We start from the raw sequence: 18968 nt of genomic DNA, 5'->3' as shown, positions 1-18968 counted from the left end.
AGCGAGTTTTTAGCAAAAAACTCGGAGTTTTTGACAAGTAATCCTTATATACTCTAAATACACTGCAGCCATTGTAGAGATCCCCGGGCTAATTCCGGGTGTGAGATTAAGGAAAACGCATGTTTACAGCTACTGATGTGTTAAAGCCAGAATTCAACGAGCAGCCGCTTGCTGATCTATGGTCGCTTATCTCACCATTATATATGGTGGATGAAACCCAATGGCTAGAGCAACTTCTGCCACTAGCTACCCCTTCTGAGTCTGAAAAGCAGCAAATCACAGAGAAAACGACATCATTGATCGAGGCTATCCGTGCGGATAAGACTTCTATCCAGATGATCGATGCACTGTTGCTTGAATACAGCTTAGATACTCAAGAGGGCATCTTGCTGATGTGTCTGGCGGAAGCCTTGATGCGTATTCCTGATTCAGCAACGGCTGATGCGCTGATTCGCGACAAACTAAGCGTTGCGGATTGGAAGTCTCACCTTAAGAATTCTGATTCGGTGTTTGTTAACGCATCCACTTGGGGCCTAATGCTAACGGGCAAGGTGGTTGGACTTTCATCTAAAGAACAGAGTGCAGGTCAAGCGGTTAACCGTTTAGTAAACAAGCTTTCTGAGCCAGTGATTCGTAAAGCGATGCACCAAGCAATGAAGGTGATGGGTCACCAATTCGTTCTTGGCCGCAGTATTGCTGAAGCGCAAAAGAACGGTAAGTCTATGCGTGATAAAGGTTTTACCTACTCATATGACATGCTAGGTGAAGCGGCGCTGACTACGGCAGACGCAAACAAATACTTCAAAGATTACCTAATGGCGATTGAAGCCGTAGGTCGAGACACATACGTCTCTTCAAAATCGAGCCCAGCACCGTCTGTTTCTATCAAGCTTTCTGCACTTCACCCACGTTATGAAGTGGCGAATGAAGACCGTGTTCTAAATGAACTGTGCGACACGCTAGAGCAACTATTGCGTCGCGCTGTCGAGCTTGATGTTGCGATTACGATTGATGCTGAAGAAGCGGATCGCCTAGAGCTATCTCTTAAACTATTCGAAAAACTGTACCGCACTGACCTTGTGAAAGGTTGGGGTAAATTTGGTCTGGTTATTCAAGCTTACTCAAAACGTGCGCTTCCGGTTCTAGTATGGCTAAACCGCCTAGCGAAAGAGCAGGGTGATTTAATCCCGCTTCGCTTGGTGAAAGGCGCGTACTGGGACAGCGAGATCAAATGGTCACAACAGGCTGGTTTCACTGATTACCCAGTTTACACACGTAAAGAAGCGACAGACGTAGCTTACCTTGCTTGTGCGCGTTACCTATTGAGCCCAAGTGTTCGTGGCAATATCTTCCCGCAGTTTGCGAGCCACAATGCTCACACCGTTTCTGCAATTGCAGTGATGACTGACCATAAAGACTTTGAATTCCAACGCTTACACGGCATGGGTGATTCTCTTTACAACCATGCGATGGAAGCTTACCAGCAGTCGGTACGTATTTACGCGCCAGTTGGTAGCCACAAAGATCTACTGCCATACCTAGTACGTCGCTTACTCGAGAACGGCGCAAACAGCTCGTTTGTACACCGTTTGGTTGATGCTCGCTGCCCAGTGGCAGAGCTAACACAGCATCCAGTCGATATGCTTCTGGCGTTCGATACGCTGAACAACACTAAGATTCCTCTGCCTCCAGCGGTATTCCCTGAGCGTAAGAACTCTTACGGTGTGAACATTGATATCGAAAGTGAAGCGCATCAATTTGAAGAGCAGGTTAAGTCTTTCCTTAACAATCAATGGACTGCAGGACCTGTGATCAACGGCGAATCTCTTGCTGAAAGCATGATCAAGGTAGATCAGAACGTTGAACAAGTCACGGCACCTTACGATCGTCGTATTAATGTCGGTCAGGTGGCTTTCGCTAACCTTGATCATGTTTCCGCAGCGATCACTGGCGCAGACGCGGCATTCGCTGATTGGAACGCAACTTCGGTTGAAACCAAAGCGGCTGCGCTTGAGAAGCTGGCTGATCTGATGGAAGACAACCTTGCTGAGTTGGTGGCGATTTGTCATCAAGAAGCGGGTAAGACGATTCACGATAGTGTTGATGAAGTGCGTGAAGCGGTCGACTTCTGTCGTTACTACGCAAAACAAGCGGACAACCTACAAGGTTTCGAACTAAAAGGTTTTGACGGTCAAACTCGAATCGCTTCACGACAAGGTCGTGGTGTGTTCGTTTGTATCAGCCCTTGGAACTTCCCTCTCGCTATCTTCCTTGGCCAAATTACAGCGGCACTAGTCGCGGGTAACACGGTTGTAGCGAAACCTGCTGAGCAAACAAGTTTGATTGCAGCTCGCGCGGTGGAACTGATGAACGAAGCGGGTTTCCCTGCTGGCACCATTCAGTTGCTTCCAGGTCGTGGTGCTGAGATCGGCAGTGCGCTAACCAGCCACGATGCAATTGCGGGCGTTGCCTTTACGGGTTCAACACCAACAGCGCAACGTATCAACGTGTCACTGGCAAGTCGCAATGCTAAACCTGTTCCGTTTATCGCGGAAACCGGTGGCCAAAATGCAATGATCGTCGACAGTACCGCACTGCCTGAGCAGGTGGTTCGTGACGTGATTCGTTCTGCATTCGCTTCTGCAGGTCAACGTTGTTCTGCACTGCGTGTGCTTTACATCCAAGAAGACATTGCAGACCGCGTAATTGCATTGATTCACGGTGCAATGGACGAGCTAAGTGTTGGTATTCCACATCTACACAAAACCGATGTTGGTCCTGTTATCGATGAAAATGCGAAACAGAAGTTGATGACGCACTTAGAAAACATGACCAATACCCAGAAGAAGGTGGCTCAACTTTCTCTAGGTACGGATTGTGAATATGGTGACTTTGTTCCACCAAGTGCTTTTGAAATTGATGACATCAGCTGTTTGAAAGAAGAACAGTTTGGCCCAGTGCTGCACATTGTTCGCTTCAAGGCGAGTGAGTTAGCACAAGTCGTAGACCAAATTAACCAAACCGGTTTTGGCTTAACCATGGGTATCCACAGCCGTAACGAAACAACTTACCGTTGGATCGAAAAACACGTTCGTGTGGGTAACTGCTACATCAACCGTGACCAAGTAGGCGCTGTTGTTGGTGTTCAACCATTTGGTGGTCAAGGCTTGTCGGGTACAGGCCCTAAAGCGGGTGGTCCTCACTACCTATATCGCTTTACTGATGTTCAGTTTTCTCAATCACAAGACAAGGCATAAGGAGCAGTATCATGGTTCATCAAGTGACAGGTTTTTCTGATGCTTTGCTAGCGTGGGAACAATGGAATCTTACCGACTTTGATCATAAGAGTGCTCAGGTACTTTCATTCAAATCAGAGATCGAAAGTCAGTCTGCACCTTTAGCAGCAGTGGCGACTTATCATCTAGAGCAAGCGTCTGCACTGCTTTCTGAACATCACCTAATGGCGGGTCCTACGGGCGAAACCAATGAGCTGTATGCTGCAGGTCGTGGTGTGGCTTTGGTAATTGTTGATGATTGCGAAGAGAAAGTGCCCGCACTGCAAACCGCAACGGCAATGATTACTGCTGCACTATTGGCAGGTAACAGCGTTCAATTGTGCAGTGATGACGTGCAGTTCAATACCTTAATTGCTGACGCCGCGAAACAAGCGAATCTGCCAACTAACTTGGTACAGGTTGCCTCGTATGACGCTGCTCAACAGCTGCTGTCTTGCGATGTACGAAGTGCGGGTTATGTGGGTAATTCACAAACGGCTCAAGCTATCAATTTACAACTTGCTAAGCGTGACGGTGCAATCGTCGGTTTAGTAGCTGAAACGGATCTAACGGCAATGAATGTTGCTAATGATCCACACCTATCGCTGCGCTTCATTACCGAGCGTACGCGAACTATAAATATAACAGCCGTGGGCGGTAACGCGACCTTGCTCGAACTTGGAAGCGAAGCTCACTAACCTTCAGTAATAATGGCTCTAAACACTTTTGGGTTTGTCCATTTTGGTTTTCTCCATCTTTGGATTTAATTCATAGTGCTTTGGAGCCTGAATACCTAACTCAATGCACTTGCTTGCCTTTACGGTGAGTGCTTTGCATTGAATTAGGCATGGAAGGCTTTCTACAAAATGAGGACTATCAAATGATAGAAAACAGTTTTGCAATAACGACGACGTTCATTGCGTATCTAATTATGATGCTGGCAATCGGTGTTATTGCTTACAAACGTACATCTAACTCAACTGACTACTTCCTAGGTGGTCGTTCGTTAGGTCCATGGCCTGCTGCACTTTCTGCTGGTGCATCAGACATGAGTGGTTGGTTGCTACTTGGCCTACCAGGTTACGCTTACGCTGCTGGCTTTGAAGCATTCTGGCTTGCTGGTGGCCTGCTTGTTGGTACTTGGGCTAACTGGTTAATCAGTGCTAAGCGTCTGCGTACTTACAGTATTACAACTGAATCACTGACGTTGCCTGAGTTCCTATCTCGTCGCTTCAATGATAACTCTAAGCTGATCCAAACAATTTCTGCTTTCTTTATCCTTTTATTCTTCCTTTTCTACACAAGTTCAGGCTTGGTAGCGGGTGGTAAATTGTTTGAAACGGTATTTGGCCTAGATTACACAACAGCGGTAATTATCGGTACAGTATGTGTGGTTTCGTACACCCTGTTTGGTGGTTTCCTTGCAGTATCTTGGACTGACTTGGTTCAAGGTCTGTTGATGTCGGCTGCGCTATTGATTGTACCAATCGCAGCAATGAACGGTGGCCTTGGCCAACTATCTACTGACCTACACAACATCAACCCAGAGCTTCTAACGCTATGGAATGATGCGAAAGGTGAGCCACTTTCTGCTATCGCGATCATCTCGCTAGCGGCATGGGGTCTAGGTTACTTCGGTCAGCCACACATCCTTGCTCGTTTCAAAGCAACACGTAGCAACAAAGACCTAACAACAGCGCGTCGTATCGCGGTGGTATGGTCTGCACTGTCTATGGTTGGTGCAATGCTAGTGGGTCTTGTAGGTCTAATCTACGTGACTAATTCTGGTGCTCCTAAGCTAGACGATGGCGAGAAGATCTTCATGCTTCTTGTGAACGCGATGTTCCACCCAGTAATCGCAGGTATCCTACTTGCTGCAATCCTAGCGGCAATCATGAGTACTGCGGATTCACAGCTATTAGTATCTTCATCTGCACTAGCAGAAGATCTGTACAAGCAAGTACTTAAGAAAGATGCGACGTCTGAAGAGATCGTTCGTGTAGGCCGTTTCGCGGTAATCCTAATCTCTCTCATTGCACTTGTGTTAGCGATGACGCCAGACAGTTCAGTACTTGGCCTTGTGTCTTACGCATGGGCAGGTTTCGGTGCGGCATTTGGTCCAGCTATCGTATTGAGCCTGTACTGGTCTCGTATGAACCGTAACGGCGCTCTAGCGGGCATCGTGGTTGGTGGTGTGACTATCGTACTTTGGAAACAGTTCACGGGCGGTTGGTTCGATGTTTACGAAATCGTACCGGGAATCATCCTATCGACTATCTCTATCGTTATCGTGAGCCTAATCACTGGCGAGCCAGAAGACGAAGTTAAGAAGCAACACGCTGAGTTCGAGAAGAACCTTGTTGAGCTAGACTAATTTACATTGTAAACATACCAATGAATTAGCAAAAGAGTTGAACAAAGAACAATAGAGTCACTTCGGTGGCTCTATTTTTTTGACCACTCCCTAATGCTTTTGACCTCTTCTTGGTCGATATTCAAAGACTCTAAAAACTCTTGGTGAGCGGTTGGCTCCATCTTCTCAAACTGCTTGTGCCAGTTCTTCATGTCTTCTTCGTTGAACCCTGCGTTCTCCATCACACGTACCCAGCGGTCTTTGGTAAGCCGCTTCTGCTCTAACAATTCTGGTTGCTCCAATAGCATCACAATCGCTTTTTGTTGTTGGCGAAGGTTTTGAATCTCTTTTTCCAACGCGTTGAACTGATTGACTAAGGTCTGTTCTTGTTTCCCATCGTCTTTGCGATCAAGCAGCGCTGTGATCTCTTGGATAGATAGGCCAAACGATCGGTAAGAGATAATACTCTCTAAACGAGCCTGTTCTTTGTCGCCATACCAACGATAACCATTGTCTGAACGGCTGTGAGGCAGAAGCAACCCTGCACGCTCATAATAGAGAATGGTGGTGCGAGAGATGTTGTAGGCCTTGGCAATTTGAGTGACAGTGAGCATGTTCAACCTCATTGGTGGAGAGAGCTTTGATTCATAAGAATGTCAGATAGCCGAATATTCTAATCGCGCTTGTTTGGAGTGTATAGAACACATTCCAATACGCCTGACAGCGTGAATCTCAAGTCAAACTTCTAAGTCTTAGAGATTTCCGTTTTCGAAGGGATACATTACAGTTGCTAGAGTAAAGCAGTAAACGAACAGGAAGAGAGAAGTGCCCCAAGCGATCCCGAACATTGGCTTTAATCATGAAAAAACGGCGCAGGCAGAGTTGGAGCTGATCCCACTGTCTCGACTCTATTCTGATGGCAATATCGACCACGATCCTCAATTGCCACATCGTGTTAGCTTCTTCTTGATTCTGTTTATTGAGCAAGGCTCAGGGACTCACATGGTCGACTTCCAAGACTATCCTTTCAGCCAAGGGAGCGTGTTGTTCATTCAAAGAGAGCAAGTACACGCCTTTGATTTTAGTAATAAGCCGCAAGGAACGGCGGTTATTTTTACTCAAACGTTCTTAGACAGCGTTCACGCGAATATGAAGCTGCCGAACTACACACCAACCCATTTGAACAAGGCGCACTCGGCATTATTATCACTAGACGAACTTCATCAAGATCGCACCCAGAGCCTACTACAACAAATTACGCTGGAACTGAATCAACCAGAACCCGATCCCTTGATTGTGATGTATTTGTTCTCGGCATTGGCGTTGATTCTTCATCGTCTGCGACCAGAAGTGAAGCAAGATGCCTTGAGCTTGCAGCAGAACATTAAGTTTGCCCGTTACTTCGAATTGCTTCAAAACAACTACCTGCGTGTTCGTGATGCAAACTGGTACGCCAATCAAATTAGCACCACCTACAAGACACTGAATCAGGTGTGCAAGGTTGCAACTGGGCTAACAGCAAAGCAGATCATCGATTCTTTCACTGTATTAGAGATGAAGCGCCAGCTGGTGGTGAGCAACATTACCTCACAAAAGATGGCATTGGATTTTGGGTTTGAAGACGCGAGTAATTTCGTCAAATACTTTAAAAATCATACCCAAATGACACCGAGTGAGTTTCAAAAGAAATATTCAAAGCCGTCACTCTCTGAGTAGTGAGTGAGTCGACACCAATCATCTAGGGTTCGATATCTACCATTTTTCCGCCTAAATACACTCTGCCGTGAGTCGCTCTCGTTGACTAATATAGTTTCCAAGCAAACGAGAGGACTTAAAAATGAAAACAATAACTAAATCTACATTACTAGCGGCAAGCGTACTTAGCGCTGCTACTTTCGCAACCACTGCGACTGCTCAAGAGCTTTCTATTCAAGAGAAAGGCGTTGCGGTGATTTCAAGCATTGAAACAGGCGATGCGAAAGCAGTGAGTTACATCAACCCTGAAAAATACATTCAACATAACCTAGCGGTCGGCGATGGCTTAGCGGGCTTTGGTGAAGTGCTACACATGCTGCCAGAAGGTTCAGCGAAAGCACAAGTTAAGCGCTCATTTCAAGACGGTGATTTCGTCGTAACGCATACTGAATACAACTTTTTCGGCCCTAAAGTCGGCTTCGATGTGTTCCGTTTTGAAGATGGATTGATCGTCGAACACTGGGATAACCTACAAGACATTGCCAAGCCAAACGCAAGTGGACGTACTCAATTAGATGGCACGACTAAAGTCGTAGACCTTGAGAAAACGGGTCAAAATAAACAGCTAGTCAGTGGTTTCGTCAAAGACATTTTGATTAGCGGCGATATGTCGAAGATTAATCAATATATCGACAACGAAGACAACGCTTACTTACAGCACAACCCAGGCGTGGCCGATGGTCTAAGCGGTTTGGGCGAGGCATTGGGTGCGCTAGCTGAAGCGGGTATGCCAATGGTTTATACCGCCAACCACAAGATCTTAGGTCAAGGTAACTTTGTACTGTCGATCAGCGAAGGCCAGTTCATGAATAATCACGTTGCTTTTTATGATCTATTCCGTGTTGATGACGGAAAAATCGTAGAGCACTGGGACACCATTGAAACCATTCCTGCTCGTTCAGAGTGGAAAAATGACAATGGTAAATTTGGCTTTTAAGTTTGAGTTAAATTGAACCAGAAATGACGTTATAAAGCGGTGCTTTCATTGTGGAGGTGCCGTTTTTTTGCTGGTGGATCGAGCTGAAGAGGTGTCTTTATGGGGTTTTACAATGTAAATCGACAGCGAAGGATCTTGAGCGAGAAATGAAAGATCTGCCTTGTTGATGGCGTTTGATGTCAAAAAATAAAATAGAAAAGTGGCTATTTTTTGAACTTGGCGCTCACTTTTGTCATTAGCTCGGTGAATTGTGGAACCGAATTGGACATGATGTGTCAATTGTCAGTAACCACTAAAGACCTATAGGACAAAGGTATGCCTGATCTCTATTGCAAAGGATGTAAAAAAACAACACTACATAAGTCTATAATGAAACGTTGTGAATCAGAGCCCGAGACAGCGTCTGGCCGTATGATGCAATGGACGTCAAAGCTATTTAGTGGAAACCTGTACTACGATATGGAAACTCAGCACTTCTGCCGCACGTGCAATTGCCGTTGCGAAACAGGAAGTACTGTTCCCCAAGTTGGCTTAGCCTAACTCATAGTAAGTGCTTACTAACTTGATTCAAAAAACCTCCGTGTTAGGAGGTTTTTGCGTTTCTATGCGGCTTTGAGTGTTAGCTCAGCGTCAATGGCGTCGCCATCAATCTTCACTTCCCATCCATAGTTTGAGTATTCACTTGCTAGTGCTTGAGCAACATCTTTTGATACCGTTACGTGTGTCCATGAACCAATACCGTAAGGCTTATATGCGAGTTCTTGCGTTTTCATAATAGAGTCATCCTTTCTCTTTGATAATTCTATTATTCACTTTGCCATATATCCTTTCTTTCGTTTCTGGCTCAACTTATTTGTTTATCGGGTCATTTCTATAATAATTTGTTAATAACCAGAGTTTGATTTATAAGGGTTGTTATCGATTTGTATGAATTTATATTTGGCGTGAATATCACTTGTGCATTTAGTTTTTAAATGTGTGAGCGGGGTTTTCTTCGATTGCTCTTAGTATGGAATATACTGAGCCGAATTTAGAATGTTTAAGGAATGTTATGTCTCAGCATCAACTCGATCGTATCGATAAAGAGATACTAAGAATTCTGCACATGAAAGGGCGTTTACCCGTGGTTGAGTTGGCCAAGCAGGTTAACCTAACGACGTCTCCTTGCTCTGATAGACTCAAGCGACTGGAAAAAGAGGGCTACATAACGGGCTACCATGCTGAGCTGTGTTCAGAAAAGTTGGGACTCGATGTTCAAGTCTTTATCCACATTCGTCTCGATCAGACCAGCTTTTCGATTTTTGATAAGTTTGCCCAAGCCGTTGAGATGATGCCCGAGGTGGAAGAGTGTTATTCGCTGTCGGGAGACTTCGACACCATGATTAAGGTTCGAGTGAAGGACATGAAGGCATACCAAGCGTTTATGGCCACCAAGTTGGGTACGCTGCCTGGCGTGATTCAGACCCGCAGTGAAGTGGTCATTGAGGAACACAAGAAGGGCTTTGGTGTTAACCCTGAGTTGTTGGCTACCTTAAAATAGGGCACAGGTTTACTTCAAACGTGTTTGTTTAGATATAAAAAATGGAAGCTAATGAGCTTCCATTTTTTGTGAGTGCCAGGAAAGGCAATCAGATAAGTTGGTTGTCGGTAAACCGATTACAGGGTAATTGCCGCAGAGATTAAGCCAATCACACCACCGAATACACCACCCCAAACCACAAGCCAGCCAAGGTGCTTCTTGATCATGGTTTGAACCATCTCTTTCACAAGCTTTGGTGTCAGTTCATTCAAGCGCTGATCGATGATCGCTTCAATGTTCTCTTTGATTTCGTCCATCATCGCTGGAGATTCTAGCTCTTCTTTGATGGCATTTTTTACCGAATCGCTCTTGCTGATTTCAATCACAGACTCTTGCATCTTCTCAACAAACGGCGCTTTCATTGGCTCTAGCGCTTCAGTACCGCCAAACATTGCCAACATGCCACCAAATTGAGAGTTCTCGATGACGTGGACCAGTGAATCGAATGCAGGGTTAAAGTCGATCTTCTTAATCACAGGCTCTAGGTTCAGTGATTGACCGCCAGACATCTCGCTGCTTAGGAAGCGGTCGATGTTACTTTCAGTAAAGAACTGTTCCATCATCAGTTGCTTGATGGCTGCTTTGAACTCTTCAAATCGTGCTGGAATAACGCCTGAACCGTATAAGCCGGGTACTTTCTCGAACAACATGTGAATCGCAAGCCAGTTGGTGATGGCACCAGAAAATGCGAATAGGCCTGCATAAAGCAAGTATTGGTTTGCTGTCGCATAGCCGCCAGCAAGCAGCGCTAACGCGATAACGTTAGTTAAGACACTTTTGTTCATGGTTGATCTCTAGAAAGAATACTGCGCGCATTTTAAGAAAAAAACGCCAAGAAAAAAACAAAAGGATCGATGAAGTTTACGTAACAGGTGGGAAAGATTGCTGATCTAGGGGCATAAGAAAGGCTAGCCTCCCCCCGAAGTCTAGCCTTATTCCAGAACGCGCAAGCGAGGCGTTTTTGGTGTTAACGTCATTATATAATTACGACATAACATTCTGCTACGTGTAATTTACCGTTAATTAACAAATTGGTGTGAATTACGCCGCACTTTTAAAATAGCATAAAAATTAAGCGTTCGTTGCCTGCTCAAGATCATCCGCAATGAAGCCACCAGTTTGATGATTCCACAATTGAGCGTAGATACCATTCTGGTTAATCAGCTCTTGGTGCGTTCCTTCTTCGACGATATTGCCTTCATCAAGCACGATCAGGCGATCCATCGCAGCAATGGTCGACAGACGGTGAGCAATCGCGATCACCGTTTTGCCTTCCATTAGCTCAATCAAGCTCTCTTGGATTGCCGCTTCTACCTCTGAATCGAGTGCAGACGTCGCTTCATCCAGAACCAATAGTGGCGCATTTTTCAAAAGAACACGCGAGATAGCGACACGCTGACGCTGACCACCAGAAAGCTTAACGCCTCTTTCACCTACTTGAGCATCGTAACCAACGTTGCCAAACGGGTCGGTTAGGGTTTCGATAAACTCATGCGCGTGCGCCTGCTTAGTGGCTGCGTAAACTTCTTCATCGGATGCTTCAGGTCGACCGTAAAGAATGTTGTCTTTGATCGAACGGTGCAACAGTGAAGTATCTTGGGTCACCATACCGATGTTGCTGCGCAGCGAGTCTTGCGTCACTGTTGAGATCTCTTGATCATCAATCAAGATGCGACCGCTTTCTACATCATGGAATCGCAGCAGCAGGTTAACCAAGGTTGATTTACCCGCACCTGAACGGCCCACTAAGCCCACTTTTTCACCCGGCTTAATGTTGAGGTTAAGGTTGTTGATCACGCCCTTGTTCTCGCCGTAGTTAAAGCTAACGTTGTCGAAGTTGATGCCGCCTTGTGGAACCTTAAGTGGCTCAGCGTCTTTCTTGTCTTCGATAGCGATTGGCTTAGATAGCGTTTTAATGCCATCAATTACAGTACCTAGGTTTTCAAACAGACCACCGATTTCCCACATGATCCATTTCGACATACCGTTAATACGCAGAGCCAAACTCACTGCAATCGCAATTGCACCCACGGTGATTGCGCTATCTAGCCATAGGTAGATAGAGATACCAGCAATACTGAACACCAATAGATAGTTAGCGAACTCAACGCAGATGTTGAAGCCGGTTACCAAGCGCATTTGACGGTGCACTGTATCAAGGAAGCCTTCCATGCCTTCTTCGGCATATTCGGTTTCTCTTTTACTGTGTGAGAACAATTTCACTGTCGCGATGTTGGTGTAGCTATCGACAATACGACCTGTCATTAACGAGCGCGCATCGGCTTGTTCTGATGATACGTCTTTCAGCTTTGGTACGAAGTGCAGCTGGATACCGATATAAACGAACAACCAAATCAACATTGGAGCCATTAAGCGCCAATCCGATTCGGCTAGCATGAATAGCATCGCCGTGAAGTAAACCGTCACGTAAACAAACACATCAACCATTTTGGTCACGGTTTCACGCACCGCGAGCGATGTTTGCATCACTTTAGTTGCAACACGTCCGGCAAAATCATCCTGATAGAACGACAAGCTCTGCTTCAAAAGATAGCGGTGCGCCAACCAACGAATCGACATTGGGTAGTTGCCCAACAAGGTTTGGTGAAGCAAGAGCGAGTAAACACTGATCAAGATCGGCATCACGACCAATAACAGAACACCCAGCCCCATTAGTGTGGATTGGTTATCGGCTAAGAAGGTTTCTGGGTTGCTGGTTGATAGCCAATCAACCAGTTGGCCCATGTAACCGAACAACGCGACTTCGATGATCGCGATAGTCATGCTCATTAGGCCGAGCAAGATTAACGGCTTTTCAAAACCTCGAGTGTAATGGCGGCAAAATGCCAGTATTCCAGTAGGAGGTTGTATCGGCTCTCCCTTTGGAAAGGCTTCAGTAAAGCCTTCAAATTTTTTGTACATAGATTTCCCTTTATAAACGAATGCATCTATTAGCAACTGCATCGTCTGTGTAGCTTTGTTTTTATAGGTTCGGTTTGAAATTTGCCGTCTTAGCTTGAAATTATATAAGCGCCAATTCGTTCTTATAAGCATTAAGCCATTCGATGGATTTTGGTTTAAGCGTTTGGTTGAAAAACTTGGCTCACGAGTTCGTTTAACACTAATACGTTGTTTAAGCGATGTCGCAGGAAAGGTCCAAATCGTGTCTTTCATGACGCGTATTTTAGATTGAATCGGACAGGAAAAGTTAAGCTTATTTCAAACGTAATTGATTGTTATGCAACGGTGATAATCCTAACGCTAAATGGATTAAATTGTAACCTAAACCCGCAGCAAGCTAGAGAATGAAGCTCGGATATTTATTCAGCAAATTCTGTAACTCATATGCAAACTGTTGGTTCTTTCTGATGTGCTGTTATCTTGCAGTAAAAATTACCGAATAAACTGAGTTTTGCAGGAATTGTTTGGGATAAATATTCAAATCATTATTCTTTTCAGTGAATCTTGTCGTAACAAGTTGTTTACAATTCTGAGGTAAATAAAAGATAGGGACGGTTGAGATGTTAAACCTACACAAAAAATCACTTCACATTACTAATGTTCAAAACGCCAATTGCGTTGTTATGGTGCCGCCAAAAGAATTTAAATTTAACGAAGAAACGGCACAAGATAATGAGTTTCAGAACAGAGTTAATCTGACCGAAGCTGAAGTAAAATTAGAAACCATGGCCGAATTTAAGGCGATGGTCGCTTCGTTGCGTAAAGAAGGTGTGCAAGTTGTAGAGTTTGATTACCCAGAACTTGGTGTGGAAACTCCAGATGCGGTCTTCCCTAATAACTGGTTTAGCACCTGCGGTGACGGAAGCTTATTTACGTTCCCTATGGCGTGTGAAAACCGTCAAAATGAAGTTAAGCCAAATGCTCTTATTGAAGCACTTGAAGCGTCTGGTCGCATTGTTAACCACAGTGAGTCTCTAGAATCTTATATTGCACAAGGTTCTTATCTAGAGAGCACGGGTGTGATGGTGATCGACCATATCAATAAGACTATCTACGCGGCGCTTTCTCAGCGTTGTGACCGTGAAGTGTTAGAAGATTATGCGAAGCGCATTGGTTATTCTCGCGTGGTGTCATTCCAAACTGCACTGCCGTCTGGTCAGCCGATCTACCACACCAATGTGATGATGGCGATTGGTGATAACTTCTGCGTGATCTGTGATGAAGTGATCCCAGAATTTGAACGCCGTTTTGTGGTGAAGTCGCTTGCTAAAGATAAGCAGGTTATCTCGATCTCAATCGATCAGATGAACCGATTCTGTGGCAACATCCTACAGTTGGAAACCGTGAATGGTGACAAGGTGATTGCGATGTCTCAATCGGCTTACGATGCGTTTTCTCCAGCTCAGTTAGCTCAGCTTTCGACACACGGTAAGCTGCTACCATTTAACGTGAAAACGATTGAAGATATTGGTGGTGGTTCGGTGCGATGCATGTTGGGTGAAGTATTCTTACCAACACGAGTCAATCGTCTGTAACAAGCATTCACTTTCAGATATGAATTTTTGAATACCACTCTTATCTCAGAGTGGTATTTTTGTTTTTATCTATCACAAATAATCGAACAAGAGCTCGATACAGGAGCAAATGTGTGAAAGCTAACGTAAATAAGCTATGAAGCGCTCTTGAAAGCCCTGTGTTGGATGAACTGAGTTGAGAGTGCAACCACTTCCTTAGAGTACACAAGCGCAGTGTGGTTGAGCTTGAGGGCGCAGGTGTCTGTTGCGCCTCGCAGGTTCGCGTCTTCAAGCGTAACTGTGCCATCACCTGGGTTTCTGCCCAATACAATGCGACCTACACCAGCGTCGTAGGTGCCGGTAATCACACCAATCGGCACATCAATATCATAATCACCCAAGCCATCACTTAAGATCATCTTGCTCGAACCAAATATAAATCCGAGGCCATGATTCGACAGCGTTTTAGCGATAGTCGCGCCATTGTGTGGAGTCCCCGCGGTAATGATGCAGGTGTCGGCAAAGTCGGGCTGGTAAAACTTAAAGTAGTGGCGGATCAGCAAGCCACCGAGCGAGTGACCAAAGAAGTAGACCTCATCGTGCTCATCAAAGCGTGCATTCACGAAGCGGTTGAGGCGTTTAGCGGCTGAAGGGAAACGCAGTGAGTTGTAAGCGAACTTGTGGGTTTGAAAGCCACGTTTTTTGAAGTTTCTATCCAGATATTGCATGATCAACGCAGGCATATATAGACCATGAATTAAAACTATATGTTTGTTTTTATTATTCATTTTTGTCCTCCGTCTGATGGTGTCTCCAGTATATTTAGTCGCAAATCTAAACTCAATAAAACTTGCGGCTAATGGGACACAACAGACAGAGTATTCACTGTAGAAAGAATATACGTTATAGATAAAGAATGAGTTATTCCGATCTCACTCCACCATATACATCTATGGTTAAGCCACCTTCTTTGGCATAGGTGTTGGGCGTTAGGCCAATGGTTTTCTTAAGGTATCGAATCAGGTGTGGTTGGTCGCTAAATCCAAACTGATAGGCGACATCGATCCAATCAATGTCATCAAAATTTCGCTTATAAAGGTATTCCAACATCGCTTCGAGTTTGTTCATCGATTGGCACTGTTTCAATGTTAGTCCGGTCACTTTGTTGAAGCTTCGCTCTAAGGTGCGCTGCGAGCAAAACAGTTTGTCGCCAAGCTCTGCAATGGGTGTTGTACCAAGCATCTCTAACACCTTGCGGGTGAGTTCGCTGTGTCTGTCTGTTTTAGCTGACGTTAACCAAGGTAGCAGCAATTCATCCAGCTGCTGACAACAGGCTTCAAAGTCGGTTTGAGCGAGGTTAATGAGCGACATGGCATCGGCATTTGGATTGCTTAATAAACTAACGAGATCGATAGGGTTAACGCGATCTAGGCTCGGGTGTGGGCAGTCTGGAATATTCAATGCGTACAAAGCTCCGACATGGAACTTGATGCCCAAATGAATAAACGGCTTTGAGTGATCTAGCTCAATCGCTTTATGGTGTGGCAGCAGTAAATGACAGCCAATGCTTTGATCAACCTGTTGCTCTATCGTGTAGTGATAAGGCTGGTCGCTTGGAGACAGAATCAAATGCGCTGAAGGGTCAGGGTTGAGCTTAGGAAATTGATGGGTTTGGGCGTTGGGTGTCTTCTCGATCAACCAATAGCAATCAATGTACTGAGCAACAACGGAGGATTTTGGAGACTGTAACCAATTGATCATTCGACATTCTATTTGAGGTTAGCGTTGTAATAACTATATGTGTCTATCGCTGAGGAAGATAGTTTTGTCTTTGCAATCGATAGCCACCAAAAGCTGATCCCATAACCGCTGGATGTATAGAGTCACGGATATGGGCTTAATTTAATTGGCTTCGCTTGGGCTGTGAGTAATTTGTTAAAGTAGAACCCTAATCAAAATCGAACTGTAGGATTCGGTTTTTCGATGATAACCCAGCACGAGCAATCGCTTTCTGCGCGCCAATATTGCTACCTTCTGTTGAACACATCGCTTCCAAACCTTGGCTGTTGGCGTGCTGTGTTAGAAAGTTCAGCACACGTTTTGCTAAGCCTTTACCACGTTCTGCTTGTGCGACAATCATGCCCAAGTCTGCAAACTGCGTTTGGTGCTCATCGAACTTGCGGCACTCTCCAGTTGCAAGAACGCTTTCATTTTCCCAGTAACCCCACAGCTCTTGGCGAGCAATTAAATTGCTGTAGTAGCCAGTTAGCCACTCTTTCGGTGCTCCAATCGTTGATGAAGCAAATTCCACAAGCTTATCGAGTTGCTCTTTCGTCGCGAGCGTCATTTCAATGTCTTCAATACGGCCTGAATGACGGCTAGCATCGCTTTCTTGGTTCTGGCGGTACATCATCGCATTCACTTTGAATGACTCAGTATTGTCCATACACAGCGACAAGTATTGTGGCTCTGCGGTGCTGACGAATGCACCTTTCACTTCACCAATCACAGAGCTGTTGTTTTCGATGGTTAAGGTGAACAAATCAGCAATGTTCGCGCTGGCTGTTGGTGCTAGGTAAAACTGAAGTAAGTAACCTTCACCATTTAACACGCAGTAACCCACAAGTATGTCGTTTTCGTAAAAGCCGTAGTGGTCTGACATTGGTACAAAACCAAAGTGCCACATGCCATCAAGTGGCGCTGTTGACTCAGCAAAGTAAGCCGTTTTAAGTTCGCTTAAGTCACTAAGTGTTGAGATTTTCTTGATGTCTAACATCGCTTGAATTCCTGCTGTTTTGATTCGGTAGAGTGCGTGGTCGTCATCTTGTTCTCAGGTACGTCAATTGACGATGAGATAATTGATTAGCTGAGCCACGTTTCAATAACAGCAATTGTAGGCGACGGCTTGAGGCCGGTATTGAATAAAAACGACAGTTTTGAAAGGTGTGTGGGTGTTAACAGAAGAGCTGATGTTAATTGAAAGAGGGCAAGATATTTTGCCCTCTGCTGAACTTATTGATTGGGACGTTGAATAGGGTGCATTACTTTCCTGAGTCTTCAGCTTTGATGAGTTTAGAATCGACAGTTTCACTCTTTAACTCAGGATCAACTAATACCTTAATCACGCCTTTTTGTAGGATCAGGTTATTAGGGTAGGTGATGATGTTGCCCGAACTGTGTCGAAGAATAACGTGGAACATGGTGATATCGATGATCACACCGCTGATGTCTTCGTCTTTCTCCGCGACTCTTACTCTGTCGCCAATGCGATAAGGGAATACGAAAAATATTAGTACGCTGGCTGTGAGGTTACTTAGAATCGACCATTGCGCGAATAAAGCGACACCCAGCACCGCAAATATGGATGATAAGAACAGCGAAATATCACCAAAACCCAAGTTAAGAACAATCGTAAACACAGCGATGAAAAGTAGAAAAAGAACGATATTGAAACTCTTAATCACGAACTGCTTTCGCTTCAATTCGACGCGCTTATTTTCCGCTAATGTTTCTATCCAGTTTTTCCCCAAGCGTTTTATCACCCAATACACAGTGATAAGAAGTAAACCTAAACCCACTTGTTTAAGCCACATATTGGATTGCAAAAACTCAACCATTAAATAAACCTCAATTTTTTCAAAATAATGACCTCTGCCGCTATGACCACGAGCAGCCCAACGCAAAATAGTGGGAATGCTATTGGGTTATCTGTTCCGGGTATTCCTGCAATATTGACACCCAGCAAACCGGTGAAAAACCCAGCAGGGAGGAAAATACCTGCAATGATAGAAAATAGGTACGTATTTCTATTCATTTTTTCAGCTTGTTGCTGACTTAGGCTCGCTAAAAATACATTAATTTGTTCGATGTAAAACTCAACAGACTCATTAATTCTCAGGATGGTATCAAGGCTGTTCTTTATATGACTGTTGTGCTTACTCAATGGTGCAGGCAGGTCACTCATTAAATCCTCAAAAACGTATTTCTGTGGCTTCAAATAACGCCTTAGTCTAAGTAGCCTTGAATGCAGAGCGTTAATGGATCTTATGTCGATATTGGATGTAGATTCTAACTCGTCAATTAATAGTTCGACGGGTACTAGGAAGGTTGAAATACTGTGGTTGATTCCACGTATCATGCCCAGTAATACATCAGGTAATGATGTCGGGCCTTGATTTTGTTTGAGATCAGATATCAGATTACTGACCGCTTTTGAAGGAACTTTACGTGTCGATATTAAAGTGCCTTTGTACCATAAGATGCGTAGGCTAAGCATGTCGTCAGGGTTAGCACCTTCGTTTAGATTAATACCTCGCAGAATCATCAAAAAACAGTCGTGGCCAAACTGTTCGAACCGAGGACGGGTGTCATCGGTGAGTAATGAATCGATGATGGCATTTGGAACCGTATTACTGTGGAGCCATTCTCTCAAACCGTCAGCATCTCTTTGGCAGTGATACCAAGTTGATTGCTCGAATGAGGCTGGGCTGGTGGTGTGTTCATGTGCCACACCCTCAGAAAATTGCCAGCTTGAAATTATGAAAGCGTCCATTCGTTGTCCTTAATGATATGACGTAACCATCGAGATTAGAGC

At 44.8% G+C, this 18968-nt stretch carries 17 protein-coding genes; 8 read left to right on the top strand and 9 right to left on the bottom strand.

Annotated elements, in window-relative coordinates:
- Window positions 1-119 precede the first annotated feature (119 nt).
- From putA to putP, 3 genes are all read left to right on the top strand, one after another.
- The gene (gene putA, locus L0992_21025) at window positions 120-3257 is read left to right on the top strand and encodes a bifunctional proline dehydrogenase/L-glutamate gamma-semialdehyde dehydrogenase PutA (protein ID XGB68886.1); all 3138 of its coding nucleotides are present in this window, start codon (window positions 120-122) and stop codon (window positions 3255-3257) included.
- 11 nt (window positions 3258-3268) lie between these two features.
- Entirely contained in the window at window positions 3269-3973 is a 705-nt protein-coding gene (locus L0992_21020; GenBank protein XGB68885.1) for a 1-pyrroline-5-carboxylate dehydrogenase, read from the top strand.
- A 149-nt stretch (window positions 3974-4122) separates the two neighbouring features.
- Window positions 4123-5649 carry a sodium/proline symporter PutP gene (putP, locus tag L0992_21015; protein ID XGB68884.1) on the top strand — a complete coding sequence of 509 codons (1527 nt, stop codon included), beginning with the start codon at window positions 4123-4125 and terminating at the stop codon, window positions 5647-5649.
- Window positions 5650-5720: 71 nt separating this feature from the next.
- On the opposite strand, the gene L0992_21010 is transcribed toward putP, so the two are convergent.
- Window positions 5721-6242 carry a MerR family transcriptional regulator gene (locus tag L0992_21010; protein XGB68883.1) on the bottom strand — a complete coding sequence of 174 codons (522 nt, stop codon included), beginning with the start codon at window positions 6240-6242 and terminating at the stop codon, window positions 5721-5723.
- 211 nt (window positions 6243-6453) lie between these two features.
- Between L0992_21010 and L0992_21005 the strand changes: the two genes are divergently transcribed.
- From L0992_21005 to L0992_20995, 3 genes are all read left to right on the top strand, one after another.
- On the top strand, window positions 6454-7344 hold the full coding sequence (locus tag L0992_21005; protein ID XGB68882.1) for a helix-turn-helix transcriptional regulator: 891 nt from the start codon (window positions 6454-6456) through the stop codon (window positions 7342-7344).
- Window positions 7345-7465: 121 nt separating this feature from the next.
- Entirely contained in the window at window positions 7466-8320 is an 855-nt protein-coding gene (locus L0992_21000) for a hypothetical protein (protein XGB68881.1), read from the top strand.
- A 315-nt stretch (window positions 8321-8635) separates the two neighbouring features.
- Window positions 8636-8860 (top strand): hypothetical protein, encoded by a 225-nt coding sequence (locus tag L0992_20995; protein XGB68880.1) that lies wholly within the window; start codon window positions 8636-8638, stop codon window positions 8858-8860.
- Window positions 8861-8922: 62 nt separating this feature from the next.
- Here the strand turns inward: L0992_20995 and L0992_20990 are convergent, their stop codons facing one another.
- Window positions 8923-9093, bottom strand: coding sequence for a hypothetical protein (locus L0992_20990; GenBank protein XGB68879.1), 171 nt, complete (start codon window positions 9091-9093; stop codon window positions 8923-8925).
- 278 nt (window positions 9094-9371) lie between these two features.
- On the opposite strand from L0992_20990, the gene L0992_20985 reads away from it, so the two are divergent.
- Window positions 9372-9860, top strand: coding sequence for an Lrp/AsnC ligand binding domain-containing protein (locus L0992_20985; GenBank protein ID XGB68878.1), 489 nt, complete (start codon window positions 9372-9374; stop codon window positions 9858-9860).
- Window positions 9861-9976: 116 nt separating this feature from the next.
- Here L0992_20985 and L0992_20980 read toward each other — a convergent pair whose 3' ends face one another.
- Together L0992_20980 and L0992_20975 are read right to left on the bottom strand one after the other, a co-directional pair.
- Entirely contained in the window at window positions 9977-10684 is a 708-nt protein-coding gene (locus L0992_20980) for a DUF445 domain-containing protein (GenBank protein XGB68877.1), read from the bottom strand.
- A 286-nt stretch (window positions 10685-10970) separates the two neighbouring features.
- On the bottom strand, window positions 10971-12821 hold the full coding sequence (locus L0992_20975; GenBank protein XGB68876.1) for an ABC transporter ATP-binding protein/permease: 1851 nt from the start codon (window positions 12819-12821) through the stop codon (window positions 10971-10973).
- Between the two features lie 599 nt (window positions 12822-13420).
- Here L0992_20975 and L0992_20970 point away from each other — a divergent pair.
- On the top strand, window positions 13421-14395 hold the full coding sequence (locus tag L0992_20970; protein ID XGB68875.1) for an arginine deiminase-related protein: 975 nt from the start codon (window positions 13421-13423) through the stop codon (window positions 14393-14395).
- A gap of 134 nt (window positions 14396-14529) precedes the next feature.
- Here the strand turns inward: L0992_20970 and L0992_20965 are convergent, their stop codons facing one another.
- The 5 genes from L0992_20965 to L0992_20945 form a co-directional block, all read right to left on the bottom strand.
- Window positions 14530-15162, bottom strand: coding sequence for an acetyltransferase (locus L0992_20965; GenBank protein XGB68874.1), 633 nt, complete (start codon window positions 15160-15162; stop codon window positions 14530-14532).
- 133 nt (window positions 15163-15295) lie between these two features.
- Window positions 15296-16135 (bottom strand): AraC family transcriptional regulator, encoded by an 840-nt coding sequence (locus tag L0992_20960; protein XGB68873.1) that lies wholly within the window; start codon window positions 16133-16135, stop codon window positions 15296-15298.
- A gap of 187 nt (window positions 16136-16322) precedes the next feature.
- Window positions 16323-17150 carry a GNAT family N-acetyltransferase gene (locus tag L0992_20955; GenBank protein XGB68872.1) on the bottom strand — a complete coding sequence of 276 codons (828 nt, stop codon included), beginning with the start codon at window positions 17148-17150 and terminating at the stop codon, window positions 16323-16325.
- A gap of 265 nt (window positions 17151-17415) precedes the next feature.
- Window positions 17416-17991 (bottom strand): mechanosensitive ion channel family protein, encoded by a 576-nt coding sequence (locus L0992_20950; protein XGB68871.1) that lies wholly within the window; start codon window positions 17989-17991, stop codon window positions 17416-17418.
- Complete coding sequence (locus L0992_20945; GenBank protein ID XGB68870.1) at window positions 17991-18926, bottom strand: zinc transporter ZntB; 936 nt, start codon at window positions 18924-18926, stop codon at window positions 17991-17993. Before L0992_20945 ends, L0992_20950 begins: the two co-directional genes overlap by 1 nt.
- Window positions 18927-18968: the final 42 nt, after the last annotated feature.

It is taken from the genome of Vibrio pomeroyi (assembly GCA_041879425.1).
GTDB classification, from domain to species: domain Bacteria; phylum Pseudomonadota; class Gammaproteobacteria; order Enterobacterales; family Vibrionaceae; genus Vibrio; species Vibrio pomeroyi_A.
This window is presented reverse-complemented; position numbering and strand designations above follow the sequence as displayed.

Coding starts and splice junctions, on each gene's coding strand:
- L0992_21010 (XGB68883.1), bottom strand. CDS start 6,242: ATGCTCACTGTCACTCAAATTGCCAAGGCCTACAACATCTCTCGCACC.
- L0992_20985 (XGB68878.1), top strand. CDS start 9,372: ATGTCTCAGCATCAACTCGATCGTATCGATAAAGAGATACTAAGAATT.
- L0992_20965 (XGB68874.1), bottom strand. CDS start 15,162: ATGAATAATAAAAACAAACATATAGTTTTAATTCATGGTCTATATATG.
- L0992_20950 (XGB68871.1), bottom strand. CDS start 17,991: ATGGTTGAGTTTTTGCAATCCAATATGTGGCTTAAACAAGTGGGTTTA.
- L0992_20955 (XGB68872.1), bottom strand. CDS start 17,150: ATGTTAGACATCAAGAAAATCTCAACACTTAGTGACTTAAGCGAACTT.
- L0992_20995 (XGB68880.1), top strand. CDS start 8,636: ATGCCTGATCTCTATTGCAAAGGATGTAAAAAAACAACACTACATAAG.
- L0992_20970 (XGB68875.1), top strand. CDS start 13,421: ATGTTAAACCTACACAAAAAATCACTTCACATTACTAATGTTCAAAAC.
- L0992_20960 (XGB68873.1), bottom strand. CDS start 16,135: ATGATCAATTGGTTACAGTCTCCAAAATCCTCCGTTGTTGCTCAGTAC.
- L0992_20945 (XGB68870.1), bottom strand. CDS start 18,926: ATGGACGCTTTCATAATTTCAAGCTGGCAATTTTCTGAGGGTGTGGCA.
- L0992_21000 (XGB68881.1), top strand. CDS start 7,466: ATGAAAACAATAACTAAATCTACATTACTAGCGGCAAGCGTACTTAGC.
- L0992_20980 (XGB68877.1), bottom strand. CDS start 10,684: ATGAACAAAAGTGTCTTAACTAACGTTATCGCGTTAGCGCTGCTTGCT.
- L0992_20990 (XGB68879.1), bottom strand. CDS start 9,093: ATGAAAACGCAAGAACTCGCATATAAGCCTTACGGTATTGGTTCATGG.
- L0992_20975 (XGB68876.1), bottom strand. CDS start 12,821: ATGTACAAAAAATTTGAAGGCTTTACTGAAGCCTTTCCAAAGGGAGAG.
- L0992_21020 (XGB68885.1), top strand. CDS start 3,269: ATGGTTCATCAAGTGACAGGTTTTTCTGATGCTTTGCTAGCGTGGGAA.
- putA (XGB68886.1), top strand. CDS start 120: ATGTTTACAGCTACTGATGTGTTAAAGCCAGAATTCAACGAGCAGCCG.
- putP (XGB68884.1), top strand. CDS start 4,123: ATGGAAGGCTTTCTACAAAATGAGGACTATCAAATGATAGAAAACAGT.